Origin of the sequence: Mitsuaria sp. BK037, from assembly GCF_014193045.1 — a bacterium.
GTDB lineage: Bacteria > Pseudomonadota > Gammaproteobacteria > Burkholderiales > Burkholderiaceae_C > Roseateles.
The window spans coordinates 777,648-794,070 of the sequence record NZ_JACHYS010000002.1 but is presented as its reverse complement, the minus strand read 5'-3'; the positions used below and the strand labels follow the sequence as shown (position 1 = coordinate 794,070).

Genomic DNA, 16,423 nt, shown 5'->3' with positions numbered 1-16,423 from the left:
AGAAGGTTCAGGCGGGAAGCCCGCGGTAGCGGAAGCGGCGGAAGCGCACCTCGCCCTGGCCGGCGCTGAACAGCGCCAGCTTCAGGCTCAGGAAGCCGCCGAAGACGTTGTGATGGAAGCCCGAGACCTCCATCTGCCAAGGGTGTTGCGTCCAGTCCTTGCCGTCGGGCGAGGTGTGGAAGGTGACGACGTTCTCGCGGTTCGTGAGCCGCAGGTGCAGCACGCGCGGCCCGGTGGTCGCTGGCAGCTTGTGCCGCATCCAGCCGATCTCCTGGCTGTAGTTGTAGGTGAGCATCTCCTGCGCGTTCGCGCCGATGCCGGCGAAGCCGCGGCCGTCGTAGAAGAGCGCCAGGCCGCCGTGGGCGTCGCCGGGGATCTCCATCTCGACGCTGGCCTCGTAGCTGCGGTCGCCGACCAGGCAGGTCAGCGGCGAGCAGTCGGCCAGCGAGGTCCCCTTGGCCTTCAGGACCAGGCTGCGGTCGCGTCGCGAGACGCGTTCGCCGTCCTTCGCGTCGGGCGCGAAGAGCGTCCATTGGACGCCCATGCGGTCGGTGCTGAAGTCGTCGGAGAGGTCGAAGCCGGCCTGCGAGGGCCGGCCGCCGCGTGGCTTGGGCAGCGGCCGCGCGAGCGTGCCGCCGCGGGCCTTCAGCCAGTCGTCCTTCGTCCATTCGACCGGCTCGAGCAGCGTCTGGCGGCCCAGCGTGCGCATGCCGTTCTCATAGCCGTGATAGACCATCCACCAGTCGCCGGCGGGGCCTTCGACCACGCTGGCGTGGCCGCGGGACCACCAGGGTTCGTCGGCGCTCTGGGTGCGGACGATGGGGTTGTGGGGCGAGTCCTCCCACGGCCCGTGGATCGAGCGCGAGCGGGCCAGCGTCACCATGTGGCTGGTCGGCGGGCCGGAGGTGCCGCCGACGGCGGCGATCAGGTAGAACCACTCGCCGCGGCGGAAGATCTTCGGGCCCTCGGGGGCGAACATCTCCACCACCCAGTCCTTGGGGTACTGCCAGGGCGTGTAGGCGGGCTCGAGCTGGCCGATGGTGGACAGGCCGTCGTCGCTGAGGCGGATGCGGCGCACGCCGTTGACGAAGAGGTAGCGCTTGCCGTCCTCGCCGACGGCGTGGCCGGGGTCGATGCAGTCGCCCAGGTGGAGGTCCACCGGATCGCTCCAGGGGCCGCGGATGTTGTCGGCGTGGATCACGTAGATCTTGGAGCCGTTCTCCTGCATCGCGGGGATGTAGATGAAGTAGCGGCCGTCGTGCTTGACCAGGTCCATCGCCCAGACGGCGCCGATCGGCTGCTTCAGCGCGGCGGTGATGGGGGTCCAGTTCACCAGGTCGGTCGAGTGCCAGATCACGACGCCCGGGTAGGAGGTGAACGAGGAGAAGGTCAGGTAGTAGTCGCTGCCGTCCTTGAGCAGCGTGGGGTCGGGGCGATCGCCCGGCACGATGGGGTTGCGGTAGGTGCCGTTGCCCAGATCGGCCTTGCGCTGGCCTTCGCGGCCGATGCCGAAGGACGGCGGGCGCGAAGAGGCGCCGGCGGTGGCGGGCGCGGAGCCGGTCGCGGCGGGGGCCGAGGCCGCGAGTCCGGCGCCAGCGATCGACGCGAACGCCGCACGGACGGCGCCGCGCCTGGTGAGAGTCGACATTCCTTTTGTCTCCTTGCCGGCGGTCGCCCTGCGGGGCGATCTGGTTCAGGCCAGCTTGGAGAAGGATGTTAGTTCGCGCGCTGCACTAATTAACTAGAGCTAACCCTGTGCCGGGGTGGCATCGCTCGAGGCCAGCGGCCGCAGCAGGGAAGGGGTCTGCCAGGGCAGCTCCGTTGGCCTGATCACTGCACCGTGACGAAGAAACCTGTGCCGTCCTGCCCGCCGACCACGGTCGCGCCGTTGCTGACGATGGCATTGAACGCACCGCTGATACCGCCAGCCGCGCTGATCAACACCAGCTTCTGTCCCTTCGCGACGTTGCCGCTGAAGTTCAGCGTCAGCGTGCCGCCCAGCACGGCCGCGCCGGCGACGCCGAGGTGGTCATGGTCGACGCCCGGCGTGGCACCGGCCACCGCGAGCGTCAGTTGACCCGCCGCGCCCTGCTGGAAGCTGCCGCCCACCGTGAGTTCGCGTTGCCCGCTGACCAGCGCCAGCGCCGCGTTGTTGACGACATTGCCGGTACCCATCGCATTCGCGCTCCCGGCCAGCGTGGTCCCGCCGCTGAGCGTCGTCGCGCCGCTGTAGCTGTTGTTGCGCAGCGTGAGCGCGGCGGCGCCGCTGTGCGTGAGGCTCCCGCCACCGCTGATGTTGGACAGCGTGATCGCGGTCGTCGTGTTCTGGACGATGAGCTGGCCGTCGTTGACGATGGCGTTGCTCGCCGCGCCGTTCGGCGACTCGGCCGTCAGCAGGCTGGCGTCGCCGCTGTAGGTGGCCTGCAGCACTGTCGACTTGCCACTGGTCGCATTGACGGTGATGTAGCGCAGCGGCACCGGCGTGCCGGTGCCCAGGCGCAGGATCGCGTTGGCACCGATGGTCGTGGTGCCGTTGTAGTTCTGCGGCTGCGCGAAGGTCACGTCGTTGCCCGCCGTGGCCATGATCCGGACGTTGCCCGAGCCCACCGAGCCATCCCGGTGCGGGCCGCCCCCGCCGCCGGTGATGCCGACATGCAGCGTCACCGGTCCGTTGTAGTTGAACGCGAGCGTGCCGCCCCGCAGGTTGATGTAGGCGTTCTTCCTGCCCAGCGGCGGGTCGACCTCCGCGGGCGAGGGCGCCGACGGCAGGAAGAAGTTGGCGTGCGTGCCGTCGCCCCACTGGACCGTGCCGGCGCCGCGTTCGATGTTGATGCCGCGGTAGCTGGCGTCGTTGCCGTTGGGGGAATTGGCGCCGCCGCGGTAGATCGTCTTGGCGAAGTTCAGCTCAGGGTCGCTCAGGCCCGGATTGACCAGGTTGGGCACGTTGTGCGGGCTGTTGTCGGTGTGGCTGTAGACGCCGGACATCACGATCGTCGACGGACCGATCGCATGGAAGTTGATGTCGTTGCCGAAGGCCGCCTCGTAGATGTTCTGCGTCACCGTGACGACGCTGCCCGGCGGGCTCCAGACTAGCCAGGAGCCCTCGTTGAGGACCGCCTTCGCATTCGACAGCGAGGCGGCGACATGGTTGCTGCCGAAGTCCTGCCCCGCGGCCAGCGACAGCACGCCCGAATACGAACTCACGCCGCCCGACGAGTTGCCGCCCCAGACGCCGGGCGCCTGCACGATGCTGCCGCTGCCGCTCACCTGGCCCAGCAGCACGAACTGCGCGCTGCTGATGACGATGGTCCCGTTGTTGAGGATGTTGTTGAGATTGATCTCGCCGTTGATGGTGCTCGCGCTGTTCTTGCTGTCCGAGGTGGCGATGACGTTGGGCGAGCTGTCGGCGCTGGTGTTGGTGCCGATCTGGAAGGTGACGCCCGGATCGATGGTCAGCACCGGCGGGTTGGTGCCGGCGATGGTGAGCGCGTAGCCGGCGCCGGGGTAGGTGGTCTTGGTGACGACCTGGACCTGCCGCGCGACGGGCAGCGTGAAGGTGCTGGTCCGCGTGATCACCAGCGTGCTGGTGGCGGCGGTGGACAGGCGCAGCGTCCCTTGGCCGCTGATGGCGCCGGTGTAGGTCGTCGTGCCCGAAGGCAGCTTGATCACCGAGTCGCCGGTGAGCGTGATGTCGCGGTTGGCGAGCACATCCGCGGTGATGTCGGCTGCCGCGCTCACGGCACTGGTGTCGTCCACCGCCGACGCGGCGCCGTCGGAGCCACCGCCGCCGCAGGCGGACGTGAGGACGGCGCAGCCGACGATCAGGAATTCGCGCCGGCTGGCGCCTTGGAGGACTGAACTCAAGCGGGCTCCCGGGTCGGCGCTGCGAAGTGCTGGGCATTCTGTCGCAAGGCCGCCGCGGAGATATCACCAATCCGTCACGAGTGGCAACTGGCCCGCGAAAACCCGATCGGCGCCGTGACGTGGCCGACGCGCGGCGCCGTCGAGAGAGTGCCGAGGGGGCGCCGCGAAACCTCAGTCGGCGCGCTCAGTCCGCGCGACCCGTGCCGCCGGAGGCACCGCCGTGATGCGGCTTCGCCGTCGACGCCCGCACGACCAGCCGCGGCGGCTCGGTCACCCGCATCGGCGGCGCATGGTCCGGCGACGCATCGATCTCCGACTGCAGCAGCTGCACCGCCAGCGTCGCCGCTTCCGCCGTGGGCATCGCCACGGTGCTCAGGGCCGGGCGCATCTGGTGCGCCAGCTGGATGTCGGTGACGCCGATCACCGACAGGTCCCGCGGCACCTCCAGGCTCAGCTCCGCCGCCGCCTGCAGCACGCCCAGCGCGGGCAGGTCGTTGGTCGCGAACACCGCCGTCAGCCCGGGCTCGCCCGCCAGCAGGCTGTGCGCGGCGTTGCGGCCGTCGTCGATGGTGTCGTGGCCGTAGCGCAGGCAGCTCGCCGGCAAGGCGGCGCCGGCCTGCGCCATCGTGTCGAGGAAGCCGCGCAGCCGCCAGCGGTGGTTGCCGGTGGGCTCGCTGCCGCAGACCGCGCCGATGCGCCGGTGGCCCAGGCGCAGCAGGTGCTCCGCCGCGAGCACGCCGGCCTGGTACAGGTCCACCGCGACGCAGGGCAGCGGCGGCGGCTCCTGCGGCCGCTCCCACATGCACAGCACCACCGGCACGCCGCGGCGGCGCAGGTTCTGCAGCGCATCGAGCTGCACGAAGTCCGCGTTCATGACGATCACGCCCTGCGCCAGCGCGCCGCCGATCGCGTCGAGGTAGGCCCGTTCCTGCGCGGGGTCCTCGTTGGTGTTGCACACCAGCAGGAAGTAGCCCAGCTTGCGCGCCGCGCGCTCGACCTCGAGCGCGAACTCCGGATAGAAGGGGTTGGCGATGCTGCTGACGAGCAGCGCCATCGTGTGGGGCTTGCCCTCCACCAGCGCGCGCGCCATCAGGTTGGGGCGGTAGCCCAGCTGCTCGACCGCGGCGAGCACGCGCCGGCGCGTCTCCTCGCCGACCTTGCCGCGGTTGCGCAGCACGTTGGAGACGGTGGCCGCGGTGACGCCCGCGGCCCGCGCCACTTCGACGAGGGTGGTCATCCCGCGACTGTAGCCGCAGCCGCCTCGGCGCCCGGGCCCGCCTCGCACAGGTAGACCAGCGCCGGTTCCCCCTCGGGCGAGCGGTAGCCGTCCTCCAGCGCCCGGACCGCCGCGGGCACCAGCGCCTGGGGCAGCAGCGCGATCACGCAGCCGCCGAAGCCCCCGCCGGTCATGCGCGCGCCGCCCGCGTCGCCGATGACGTCCTGCAGCAGCGCCGCGAGCTGGTCGACGGCGGGCACGGTGATCTCGAAGTCGTCGCGCATCGAGGCGTGCGAGGCCTTCATCAACTGGCCCAGCTGCCGCATGTCGCCCGCGCGCAGCGCGCGGGTGGCGGCGATCACGCGCTCGTTCTCGGTGACGATGTGGCGGCCGCGGCGGAAGGTCTTGTCGTCCAGGCCGGCGGCCTCCAGCTGCGCCAGCGTGGCATCGCGCAGCGCCTTCGCGCCGACGCCCGCGGCGGCCGCCTCGCACTGGCGGCGACGCTCGTTGTAGGCGCTGTCCACCAGGCCGCGGCGCACCCGCGAGTGCGCGATCAGCAGCGCCGTGCCGGCGGGCAGCGGCACCGGCTCGGTGTCGAGCGAGCGGCAGTCGATCAGCAGCGCATGCCCGGCGCGGCCTTCCGCGCTGGCGAGCTGGTCCATGATCCCGCACTGGCAGCCGACGAAGCGGTTCTCGGCCTGCTGCGCCAGGCGCGCCAGGCGCTTGCCGTCGAGCGTCGTGTCGCCCGCCAGGCGCTGCGCCGCGCGCAGCAGCCCCAGCGCCAGCGAGGCGGAGCTGCTCAGCCCCGCGCCCATCGGCACGTCGCCGGCGATGACGAGGTTCATGCCGGCCAGCGCCGGCAGCTCGGCCGCGAGCTGCGCCAGCGTGCCGCGCACATGGTCGCGCCAGCCGCCGCCGGGGAAATGCGGGGGCTCGGCGCTGAGCGCGAAGCGGTCCTCGGCCTGCTGCTCGTCGAGCGCCAGCGCGTCCACCTGGCCGTCATCGCGCGGTCCGGCGGCGACCCAGGTGTCGCGGTCGATGGCCACCGGCAGCACGAAGCCATCGTTGTAATCGGTGTGTTCGCCGATCAGGTTGACCCGGCCGGGCGCGCGCGCGAGCACCGTCGGCGCAGCGCCGTGGCGCTCGGTGAAGGCACGCACGACGGCGAGCGCGGTGGGCGGGAGGTCGGTCGGGGCAGAGGTCATGGCAGGCGGTGGCAAGCGGGGACGCCGATCGATCGAGGGGACTCGGTCATCAGCGCCGGGTTGAAAGGGGCGGTCGTCGCGGCGCCGGGCAGGCTCAGCGCTGGCGGTAGTGGGTGGACGGCTGCTCGCGCAGCCGCGCGGCGGCCTGCTCGGGCGTGAGGTCGCGCTGCGCCTCCGCCAGCAGCTCGAAGCCGACCATGAACTTGCGCACCGTCGCGCTGCGCAGCAGCGGCGGATGGAAGTGCGCATGCAGCTGCCAGTGCGGCGACGCCTCGGCCTGGGCGCCGGTGGGCGCGCCATGCCAGCCCATCGAGTAGGGGAAGCTGCACTGGAACAGGTTGTCGTAGCGGATCGTCAGCGCGCGCACGATGGCCGCCAGGCTGGCCTGCTGCGACGCGCTCAGCTGGTCCATCCGCTGCACGGCGAAACGCGGCAGCAGCAGCGTCTCGAACGGCCATTCGGCCCAATAGGGCACCAGCGCGAGCCAGTCGTCGTTCTGCACGACCACGCGCTCGCCGCCGGCCTCCGCGCGCGCCACCGCCAGCAGCATCGGCTCGCCCTGGGCGGCCAGCCAGTCGCGCTGCAGGCGGTCCTCGCGCGCCGGCAGGTCGGGCACGAAGTCGCTGGCCCAGACCTGACCATGCGGATGCGGGTTGGAGCAGCCCATCATCGCGCCCTTGTTCTCGAAGACCTGCACCCAGCGCCAGCGCTCGCCCAGCTCGCGCGTCTGCGCGGCCCAGCAGGCGACGACCTCGCGCAGCGCGGCCTCGTCGAGCTCGGGCAGGCTGCGGCCATGGTCCGGCGAGAAGCAGATCACCCGGCTCGTGCCGCGGGCCGGTTCGGCCTGGAACAGGCCCGCCGCCGCCGCCGGGGCGCCGCCCGCGTCTGGCGCCGGCACATCGGCCATCAGCGCGGGGAAGTCGTTCTCGAAGACGAAGGTGCCGGTGTAGGACGGGTTGACCTCGCCGTTGATGCGGGTGTTGCCGGCGCACAGGTAGCAGCCCGGGTCATGCGAGGCGCGGACTTCCAGGTCGGGGCTTTCGGTCTGGCCCTGCCACGGGCGCAGGCTGCGCTGTGGCGACACCAGCACCCATTTGCCGGCCAGCGGATTGAAACGGCGATGCGAGTGGCGATTGCGGTCGAAGGCCGCGGAGACTTCGGAAGAGGTGACCATCTGGAGGCGGGCGAGGGCGGTGGGACGTGGATCGCAGGGGCGTGGGACCGGTGCGCCGGGTGCGCGAAGGGACGGACGATAGCGCGACCTGGCTCAATCGGACAGATGCCAGATGCCGACACCGCCGGGCGGCAGTGTCGCGCCGCCGAGCAAGGGGATCGCGCCCGGCGGCACGGGCACCACGGCCGGCTGCGGTCCGCGGTGGATCGCGAAAAGCCATTGGCCACGGCGGCGCAGACGCAGCCCGGGCGCCAGCGCCTCGGGCGCGAGCGGCGACAGGCCGGCCTCGCGGGCCGCGGCATCGACCCAGCGCAGCAGCAGGTCCGTGTCGACGTGACCGGCGTGCAGGTGGAAGCGTCCGCGCGCGAGCCAGGCCGGCGCGCCGTCCTCGTAGCGGGCCAGGACCCGGACGTCCTGCGCGCCCGCGGCGTCGCTTGCATCGAATTCGATCAGGTCGCGCCATTGCACCCCGACGCCGTGCCCATGCTCGCCGGCATCGATCGCCAGCGTGCGGCCGGGGCGCATCGATTCCACGGCGCGCACGCGCACCGGCAGCCATTCGCGCAGCGGTCCTGGCGGCAGCGGCTCGGCGATGGCGAGCCGGTCGGTCTTGCTGCCGGTGCGCGGTCCGGCGACGACGACCGCCGTGCTCGCGCGCAGCCGCTCGACCAGCGCCTCGTCCAGGTGCAGCGTGCCCGGCAGCACGACGAGGGCGTAGCCCGCGAGCGACGCGTCGGGCGCGACGATGTCGACGTCCAGGCCGAGCCGGCGCAGCGCGCCGTAGTACGCCAGCATCGGGCCGAAGCCCGCCATGTCCTTGCCCTGCGGCTGGATCTGCGCCATCCACAGCGATGGGTAGTCCATCACCAGCGCGACCGCCGCCGGCCGCATCGCCAGCGACGCCGCATCGCCGGCGGCGAGCAGCCGCCCGATCTCGGCGCTGACCTGCGCGGCTTCGCGGCCGCCGTCGTCCAGCGCGCCGTCGGGGCGGTTCAGTCCCGAATGCATCTGCTCCTGGCCGAAAGGCAGCTGGCGCCAGCGGAAGTAGGACACCAGCTCCGCGCCGTGCGCGAAGGCCTCCCAGGTCCACGCGCGGACCATGCCGGGCAGCGGCAGCGCGTTCCAGTCGGCCCAGTTCACCGGCCCGGCCTGCTGTTCCATCACCCACATCCGGCCGCGGCCGATGCCGCGGTACAGGTCGTGATGGAAGGCGGTCATGTCCGGATGGCCGGTGCGCGCCCATTGCTGACGCTCGGCCTCGGTGAGGAAGGTCGCGGCCGTGTCGACGTGGCCGAGCGGATAACTGTCCCAGGCGGCGATGTCCAGGTCGGCGCCGCAGGCGTGGTGGTCGAACTCGGCGAACAGGCCCATGAAGTTGTGCAGCACCGGCCGGCCGGGCGCGTGCGCGCGGATCAATTCGACCTGCAGCCGGTTGTAGCGCACCACCTCGTCGGAGGCGAAGCGGCGGAAGTCCAGCGCATGCGCGGGCAGCGGGCTCGTCGGCTGGCCGACCGGGAAGCCGACCTGCTCGAAGCTCAGGAACTGCAGGCCCCAGAAGGCGGTGCCCCAGGCCTCGTTCATGCGCTCGACGGTCTCGTAGCGCGCCCGCAGCCAGCGCCGGAACGCGGCCAGCGCGGCCGGCGAGTAGGACAGGGTGGTGTCGTGGCAGCCGTACTCGTTGTCGGTCTGCCAGGCGACGACGGCCGGATGCCCGCCGTAGCGACGGGCCATCGCGGTGACGATGCGCCGCGTGGCCTCGGCCAGCGACGGGCTCGAGAAGCAGTAATGCCGGCGCGCGCCGAAGGGCTTCACGCGGCCGTCGGCGCCCATGGGCAGCACGTCGGGATGGGCCTCGACCAGCCACTGCGGCGGCGCCGCGGTCGGCGTGCCCAGCACCACCGACAGGCCCTCGCCGGCGAGCACGTCGATCGCCTCATCCAGCCAGGCCCAGTCGAACTGCCCCGGGGCCGGCTCCATGCGGGACCAGGCGAATTCGGCGATGCGGACCGTGTCCAGGCCGAGCGCGCGCATCGCGCGGGCGTCCTCGCGCCAGCGCGCCTTCGGCCACTGCTCGGGGTAGTAGCACACGCCCAGGCGCAGCGGCGCCGGCGGATCGGACGGGAAGGAGATCGGGGGCATGAAGCGGGCGGGTGTCGGCCGAACGATCGCGAGGATGCGTCAGCGTCGGTTAATCGATTAATCTGATTGGAGCAACCTGCGGGGGCGATGTCAATCGGAATGCCCAGCATCGGCGCCGATGGAGCGCGGCCGCGGACGCGTTGGCGCTCCGACAGCGTCGAAGCCAAGGGCGCTCCGCGTAGAATGCGGCCACTTCTTCGGACTTACCCGTATTGCCCCCTGGGGTCGCCCTTGGTCTACTGACTCGGATTAAACGATTAACTGCCTCTTCGGGCAGCACAACGACGTGAGCGAGACAACCCCGCCGGCGCCGGTGGCGCTACAGGTGCCCCCGACGGTGCCGACGCCCGAGACCGGCTTCCTGAACCTGGGCCTGTACCCGCATCCCACCCGCAGCCTCGAGGTCAACAGCCGCTACCTGGTGCTGGACGGCCGGCCCTGGATGCCGGTGATGGGCGAGTTCCACTACAGCCGCTATCCCGAGAACGAATGGGAGGCCGAGCTCGCCAAGATCAAGGCGGGCGGGGTGGACGTCGTCGCCAGCTACGTGATCTGGAACCACCACGAGGCGGTGCAAGGGCGCTGGCGCTGGGACGGCCAGCGCGACCTGGCGCGCTTCATCGACCTCGCGGCCGAGGCCGGCCTGTTCGTCTACCTGCGTCCCGGTCCGTGGGTGCATGCCGAGGTGAGGCTGGGCGGCTTTCCCGACTGGCTCGCCGCCCGCTGCGAGCCGCGCAGCAACGATCCCGCCTACCTCGCCCACGTGCGCCGGCTCTACGGCGAGATCGCGGCGCAGGCGCGCGGCCGGTTGTGGTGCGACGGCGGGCCGGTGATCGGGCTGCAGCTGGAGAACGAATACGGCGGCACCGGTCCGGGCCGCGGCGCCGAGCACATCGCCGCGCTGAAGCAGCTGGCGATCGACGTCGGGCTCACCGTGCCGATCTACACCGTCACCGGCTGGCCGACGCTGGACATCCCGCCGCGCGAGGTGCTGCCGGTGTCGGGCGCCTACGCCGACGGGTTCTGGCAGGGCTCGCGCGAAGCGCTGCCGCCGTCGGGCGTGTTCCTGTTCAACACCCGTCGCGTGATCGGCGAGATGGGCAATGTCGACGGCACGCCGGCCGCGGGGTTGATCGATACGGCGCATTACCCGTTCTGCCTGGCCGAGGCCGGCGGCGGCATGGCGCAGAGCTACCACCGCCGACCGGTCGTGGGCGCCGACGACGTGCATGCGACGACGCTGGTCCAGTTGGGGTCGGGCGCCAACCTGTACGGCTATTACATGTATCACGGCGGCACCAACCCGGTCTGCGAGACGGGGCCGCTCAACGAGACCCAGGCGACCGGGTATCCCAACGACGTGCCGCAGTGGGGCTACGACTTCCAGGCGCCGCTGGGCCAGTACGGCCAGGTCCGGCCGTCGTGGGGGCGCCTGCGCGCGCTGCATCAGCTGATGCGCGACTTCGGCGCGACGCTCGCGCCGTGCGAGGCGGTGCTGCCGGTGGACGGGCCCTTCGATCCGGCCGATCGCGCGTTGCCGCGCATCGCGCTGCGGGCGGCGGGCGCGTCGGTGGCGGAGGTGGAGGGCTTCGTGTTCGTCAACCACCATGTGCGCCACCACCCGCTGCCGGCGCGGCGGGACCTGGCCATCGAGCTGCGCACGGCCGACGGCGGAGCGCTGCGCCTGCCCAGCGAGGGCGGCGTGGCGCTGCGTCCGGGCGCGGCCTTCATCTGGCCGGTCGGACATCGCTTGGGCGCGGCGCGCCTGCGCCAGGCGACGGTGCAGCCGATGGCGCGCTGGACCGAGGCCGATGGAGAAGTGGTTTGGACGGGCTTCAGCCTCGAGGGCATCGCGGCGGAGCTGGTGTTCGATGCCCAGGGGCTGGCCACGATCGAGGTGCGCGGCGGGCATGTCGAGCGCCGCGGCGAGGTCTGGGTCGTGCGGCTGGATTCGTGCGAAGGGCCTCGGCTGGTGTCGCTGCGCGATACCGCGGGACGGATGCATCGCGTGCTGGTGCTGTCCGAGGCCGCCGCGGCGGCGACGGCGAAGGTTCGGATCGGCGGGCGCGAGCGGTTGATGTGGTCCAGCCATCCGGCGACGGTGGGCGTGGGTGCGGATGGGGAATTCATCGGCATGGACGCCGGCGTCGAGGAAGCGGCCTGGGTGCGCGTGTTCCCGGCGGACGGGCTCGGTGGCGGGCGCGAGGAACTGGCGGTCGAATGGGCGGTGTGGTCGATTGCGGCAGGGTTGAGCGGGGCGGGAGGGCGCTGGCCCTCACCCTCGCCCTCTCCCGCGATCGCGGGAGAGGGAATGACCGAGGCGGCTTCCGGCAATCGCAATGGCAACGGCCATGGCAATGGCAATGGCAATGGCGATCGGGATGGCGAGGCGCGTCTCGCGGTCGCGCTGATGCAGGCGGCGGGCGAGCCGCCGGCGCTGCGCTGGGGGCCGCATGTGCCTTGGCGCGACGGGCCGGTGCCGCTGGTGCCCGACGAAACCGCGCGTGCGGTCGAGGCCCATTGGGCGATCGTGCCGTCGGACGGGCTGCCGCGCGGCCGGGTCTGGCTGACGCTGGAGCTGGTCGGCGATGTCGCGCGGCTCGAGGTGGACGGCGTCGTCGTCGACGACCGCTTCTGCGATGGCAGTCCGTGGACGATCGCGATCGATCGCTGGCGTCGCGCCGACGGCGCATGGCCGTCGATCACGCTGGCGGTGCTGCCCATCGCGGCGGACCTGCCGGTGTTCCTCGAGCCGGAGGCTCGCGCGCTCGGCGCCGGTGCGGCGCTGCGCCGGGCCACGCTCCGCGTCGAACGGCGGCTCGTCATCGACCTGGGCGTGGGGGAGCGCTGAACCATGGCCTCGGTGCAACTGGAGCAGGTCGGCAAGACCTATATCGAGGGCGGTGTGCCCACGGTGCACGACGTGACGCTGGACATCGCCGAAGGTGAGTTCTGCGTGTTCGTCGGCCCGTCGGGCTGCGGCAAGTCCACGCTGCTGCGCATGATCGCGGGGCTCGAGACGATCAGCAGCGGCGAGCTGCGCATCGGCGGCCGCCGCGTCAACGAGAAGGCGCCCGGCGAGCGCGATGTCGCCATGGTGTTCCAGAGCTATGCGCTCTATCCGCACCTGGACGTCGGGGAGAACCTCGGCTTCGGCCTGCGCCTGGCGCGCGTGCCCAAGGCCGACGCGCAGCGCCGCATCGAGGAGGTCGCGAAGCTGCTGCAGATCGACCACCTGCTGCGGCGCAAGCCGCGTGAACTGTCCGGCGGCCAGCGCCAGCGCGTCGCCATCGGGCGCGCGCTGGTGCGCCAGCCCGGCGTGTTCCTGTTCGACGAGCCGCTGTCCAACCTGGATGCCGCGCTGCGCCAGCAGACGCGGCTGGAGATCGCGCGGCTGCATCGCAGCCAGGGCCGGGCCAGCTCGATCTACGTGACCCACGACCAGGTCGAGGCGATGACGCTCGCGGACCGCATGGTGTTGCTGCAGCCACCGCCGCCCGGGGCCTTGCTGCCGCAGCCCAGCGTCGCGCAATGCGGCGCGCCGCTGACGCTGTACCGGCGGCCGCGCAACCTGTTCGTCGCGGGCTTCCTGGGCTCGCCGCGGATGAACTTCCTGCCCGCGACCCTGGTCGAGCGCCGCGACGACGGCGTGGTGGCCGCGCTCGCCGACGGCACGCGCCTGACGCTGCCGGTGCGCGCCGACGGCGTGAACGACGGCGACACCGTCACGCTGGGCGTGCGGGCCGAGCACCTGCGCCCGGTCCCGGACGCGCGTGCTGGTGGCGCCGCACGGGACGCTCGCCTGAGCGAGCCGATCCGCACGCAGGTCCAGTGGCTGGAGCACCTGGGCGACCAGAGCCTGGCCTACCTGGCGGGGCCTGGCGGCGCGCTGGTGTCCCGGCTGCCCGAGGGCCACGGCGCGCCCGCGATCGGCGAGGCCTTCCCGGTGGCGGCCTTGCGCGACGAGGTGCACGTCTTCGATCCGCGCGGCGAAGCGCTGCCGCGGCTGCACGAGGAGGCGGACGCATGCGCGGCCCGATGAATCCGCGGCGGCGCCAGGCGCTGCTGGCCGGTGCCGGCCTCGGTGCGAGCGGACTGGCGACGTGGAGCGGCGCCGCGCGTGCGGCGCTGTTGCCGGACCGCGAGCCGCTGCGGGTCTGGATCAACGGCGACAAGGGCTACGAGGGCGTGGCCCGGATCGGCGAGCGCTTCACGCGCGACACCGGCGTGGCGCTGCGCGTCGAGCATCCGGAGAACGGCGTCTCCAAGTTCGAGCAGGCCGCCGCCGCCGGCAAGGGCCCCGACGTGTGGATCTGGCCGCATGACCGCGCCGGCGGCTGGGCCGCGTCCGGGCTGATCCGGCCGGTGGCGCCGTCGCGCCAGTTGCGCGAAGCGGTCGCGCCGATGGCGTGGTCGCCGTGGCGCATGGGCGGCCGCACTTGGGGCTATCCGATCGCGATCGAATCGGTCGCGCTGATCGTCAACCTGGATCTCGTGCCGCGCGCGCCGCGCAGCTGGGACGAGGTCTTCGAGATCGACCGCCGCCTGCGCCCGCAGGGCCGGCGCGCGATCATGTGGCCCTACAACGAGTTCTATTACACCTACGCGCTGATGTCGGCCGGCGGCGGTTATGCCTTCCGCCGTCGCGAGGACGGCAGCTGGGACGCGAGCGACAACGGCATCGACACCGAGGGCACGCGCGCCGGGATGTCGCTGCTCAAGCGCCTGGTCGACGAGGGCCTGGTGCCGCGCACGGCGACCTATGCCGAGAGCGAAGCCGCGATCAACGAGGGCCGCGTGGCCATGACCATCAACGGCCCCTGGGGCTGGAACAACCTCCAGAAGAGCGGCCTGCGCGTCGCGGCGGCACCGCTGCCGTCGCTGCGCGGGCGGCCCGGACGGCCGATGACCGGCGTGCTGGGCGCGATGCTGTGCGCGTCGAGCCGGCAGCCGCTGCTGGCCACCGAGTTCATCGAGCGCTACCTGCTCAGCCTCGACGGGCTGCGCGCGATGCAGGCCCATGTGCCGCTGGGCGTGCCGGCCAACACGGCGCTGCTGGGCGAGTTGCGCGGCGACGCGCTGGTCGAGGGCACTGCCGCGGCCGCCGCCTTGGGCGAACCCATGCCCAACGTGCCCGAGATGGCGCGCTTCTGGACCGCGATGAACGCCGCGGTGCAGAGCATCACGCAAGGCCGCGAGACGGTGGCCGACGGCCTCGCCCGCGCCTCGCGGCGCGTGGCGGGGCAGGTGTCGAAGGAGGCGTCGTGATGCGCGCGCTCGCCCTCGGGCTGCATGCCCTGAATCTCGCCGCGGTGGCCGGGCTGCTGTTCCTGTGCCAGCAGCTGCTGCGCGCGCACGACGCGCTCGCCGCCATGGCGGTGCTCGGCGTCGCGGGCCTGCTGGTGCTGCTGCAGTTCAGCAAGCGCCTGCAGGCCTGGCGCTACGTGATGCCCGGCGTGTCGGCGGTGCTGGTCTTCATCGTGCTGCCGATGGCCTTCACGCTGGGCATCGCCTTCACCAACTACAGCTCGGCCCACCTGCTGTCCTTCGAGCGCGCGACCGACGCGCTGCTGCAGCGCACCGACAGCGAGGGGCTGGGCATGGACCTGAGCCTGCTGCGCGAGGGCGAGGGCGCCACGGCCCGCTACCAGGCGCGCCTGCGCGACGATGACGGCAAGGACTGGCTCAGCGCGCGCTTCACGCTGCCCGCGCCCGGCGCGCCGGCCACCGGCACGACGGTGATGCTCGGCGCGCTCGAGGACGGCCAGCCGCTGCCCGGCGAACCGCTGCCGCCGCGCGCGCTCGTCGAGCTGCTACCGCAACTGCGCACGCTGGTCCTGCGCACGCCGGACGACCGCCCATGGCGCCTGTCCAGCCTGCATCGCATCACCGACCAGGCGCAACGCTACGCGCCGATCGACGCCGACCGGCTGCGCGACCTGCGCGACGGCAGCATCGTCACGGCGGACCACGCCGCGGGCGTGTGGCGCGATGCGTCCGGCCAGGCGCTGGAGCCCGGCTTCCGCACGACGGTGGGATTCGCCAATTACGCCCGCATCTTCGGCGACAGCAGCTTCTTCGAGCCCTTCGTGCGCGTGTTCGTCTGGACCGTCAGCTTCGCGTCGCTGAACACGCTGCTGACCTTCGCGCTGGGCCTGTTCTTCGCCGTGGCGCTGAGCTGGCCCGCGCTCAAGGGCCGGGGCGCGTACCGCGTGGCGCTGTTCCTGCCCTACGCGGTGCCGGCCTTCATCTCGATCCCGGTCTTCCGCGGCCTGTTCAACGAGAACCTGGGCGAGATCAACCTGGTGCTGGACCTGCTCTTCGGCGTGCGACCGGGCTGGTTCAGCGACGCGACGCTGGCGCGCGCGATGGTGCTGACGGTCAACACCTGGCTGGGCTACCCGTACATGATGATCCTGGCGATGGGCCTGCTGAAGGCCATCCCCGAGGACCTGTACGAGGCCTCGGCGCTGGCCGGCGCGGGCCCGGTGACCAATCTGCTGCGGATCACGTTGCCGCTGATCGCGCGGCCGATGGCGCCGCTGCTGGTGGCCTCGTTCGCGGCCAACTTCAACAACCTGACGCTGATCGCGCTGCTGACCGAAGGCGCGCCGGACTACCTCGACACCCAGGTCCCCGTCGGCGCGACCGACCTGCTGGCGTCCTACACCTACCGCATCGCGTTCAACGACGGCGGTCAGAACTACGCGCTCGCCTGCGCCATCTCCTCGATCGTGTTCGTGATCGTGGCGCTGCTGGCCTACGTCAACCTGCGCTGCTTCGGCGGCGCGAAAGCGACCCGGCGCTGAGCCGGGCGGGAGCTTC

General features: G+C 72.1%; 10 protein-coding genes. 4 read left to right on the top strand and 6 right to left on the bottom strand.

Annotation, left to right across the window (positions count from 1 at the left end; all coding sequences use genetic code 11):
* Positions 1 to 7 precede the first annotated feature (7 nt).
* The 6 genes from FHT37_RS15580 to FHT37_RS15555 all read right to left on the bottom strand — a co-directional run bounded on the left by FHT37_RS15580 (position 8) and on the right by FHT37_RS15555 (position 9,598).
* Positions 8 to 1,648, bottom strand: a complete 1,641-nt coding sequence (locus FHT37_RS15580; protein WP_183482665.1) for a family 43 glycosylhydrolase — start codon at positions 1,646 to 1,648, stop codon at positions 8 to 10.
* Between the two features lie 182 nt (positions 1,649 to 1,830).
* Positions 1,831 to 3,864, bottom strand: coding sequence for an autotransporter (locus FHT37_RS15575; protein WP_255489675.1), 2,034 nt, complete (start codon positions 3,862 to 3,864; stop codon positions 1,831 to 1,833).
* A 184-nt stretch (positions 3,865 to 4,048) separates the two neighbouring features.
* The gene (locus FHT37_RS15570) at positions 4,049 to 5,101 is read right to left on the bottom strand and encodes a LacI family DNA-binding transcriptional regulator (RefSeq protein WP_183482663.1); all 1,053 of its coding nucleotides are present in this window, start codon (positions 5,099 to 5,101) and stop codon (positions 4,049 to 4,051) included.
* Entirely contained in the window at positions 5,098 to 6,285 is a 1,188-nt protein-coding gene (gene galK, locus FHT37_RS15565) for a galactokinase (RefSeq protein WP_183482661.1), read from the bottom strand. The genes FHT37_RS15570 and galK overlap by 4 nt, the downstream gene beginning before the upstream one ends.
* Positions 6,286 to 6,379: 94 nt before the next feature.
* Complete coding sequence (locus tag FHT37_RS15560; RefSeq protein ID WP_091727573.1) at positions 6,380 to 7,459, bottom strand: UDP-glucose--hexose-1-phosphate uridylyltransferase; 1,080 nt, start codon at positions 7,457 to 7,459, stop codon at positions 6,380 to 6,382.
* 93 nt (positions 7,460 to 7,552) lie between these two features.
* A complete protein-coding gene (locus FHT37_RS15555) occupies positions 7,553 to 9,598 on the bottom strand; it encodes a beta-galactosidase (RefSeq protein WP_255489673.1) in 2,046 nt (681 codons plus the stop codon).
* A gap of 286 nt (positions 9,599 to 9,884) precedes the next feature.
* On the opposite strand from FHT37_RS15555, the gene FHT37_RS15550 reads away from it, so the two are divergent.
* From FHT37_RS15550 to malF, 4 genes are read left to right on the top strand one after another with little or no spacing between them, the layout of a single operon-like run.
* Positions 9,885 to 12,449, top strand: coding sequence for a beta-galactosidase (locus tag FHT37_RS15550; protein WP_183482659.1), 2,565 nt, complete (start codon positions 9,885 to 9,887; stop codon positions 12,447 to 12,449).
* Positions 12,450 to 12,452: 3 nt separating this feature from the next.
* Positions 12,453 to 13,640, top strand: coding sequence for an ABC transporter ATP-binding protein (locus FHT37_RS15545; protein WP_183482657.1), 1,188 nt, complete (start codon positions 12,453 to 12,455; stop codon positions 13,638 to 13,640).
* The gene (gene malE, locus FHT37_RS15540; protein WP_183482655.1) at positions 13,625 to 14,866 is read left to right on the top strand and encodes a maltose/maltodextrin ABC transporter substrate-binding protein MalE; all 1,242 of its coding nucleotides are present in this window, start codon (positions 13,625 to 13,627) and stop codon (positions 14,864 to 14,866) included. Before FHT37_RS15545 ends, malE begins: the two co-directional genes overlap by 16 nt.
* On the top strand, positions 14,866 to 16,407 hold the full coding sequence (gene malF / locus FHT37_RS15535; protein ID WP_091727556.1) for a maltose ABC transporter permease MalF: 1,542 nt from the start codon (positions 14,866 to 14,868) through the stop codon (positions 16,405 to 16,407). The genes malE and malF overlap by 1 nt, the downstream gene beginning before the upstream one ends.
* The last annotated feature ends 16 nt before the right edge of the window (positions 16,408 to 16,423 follow it).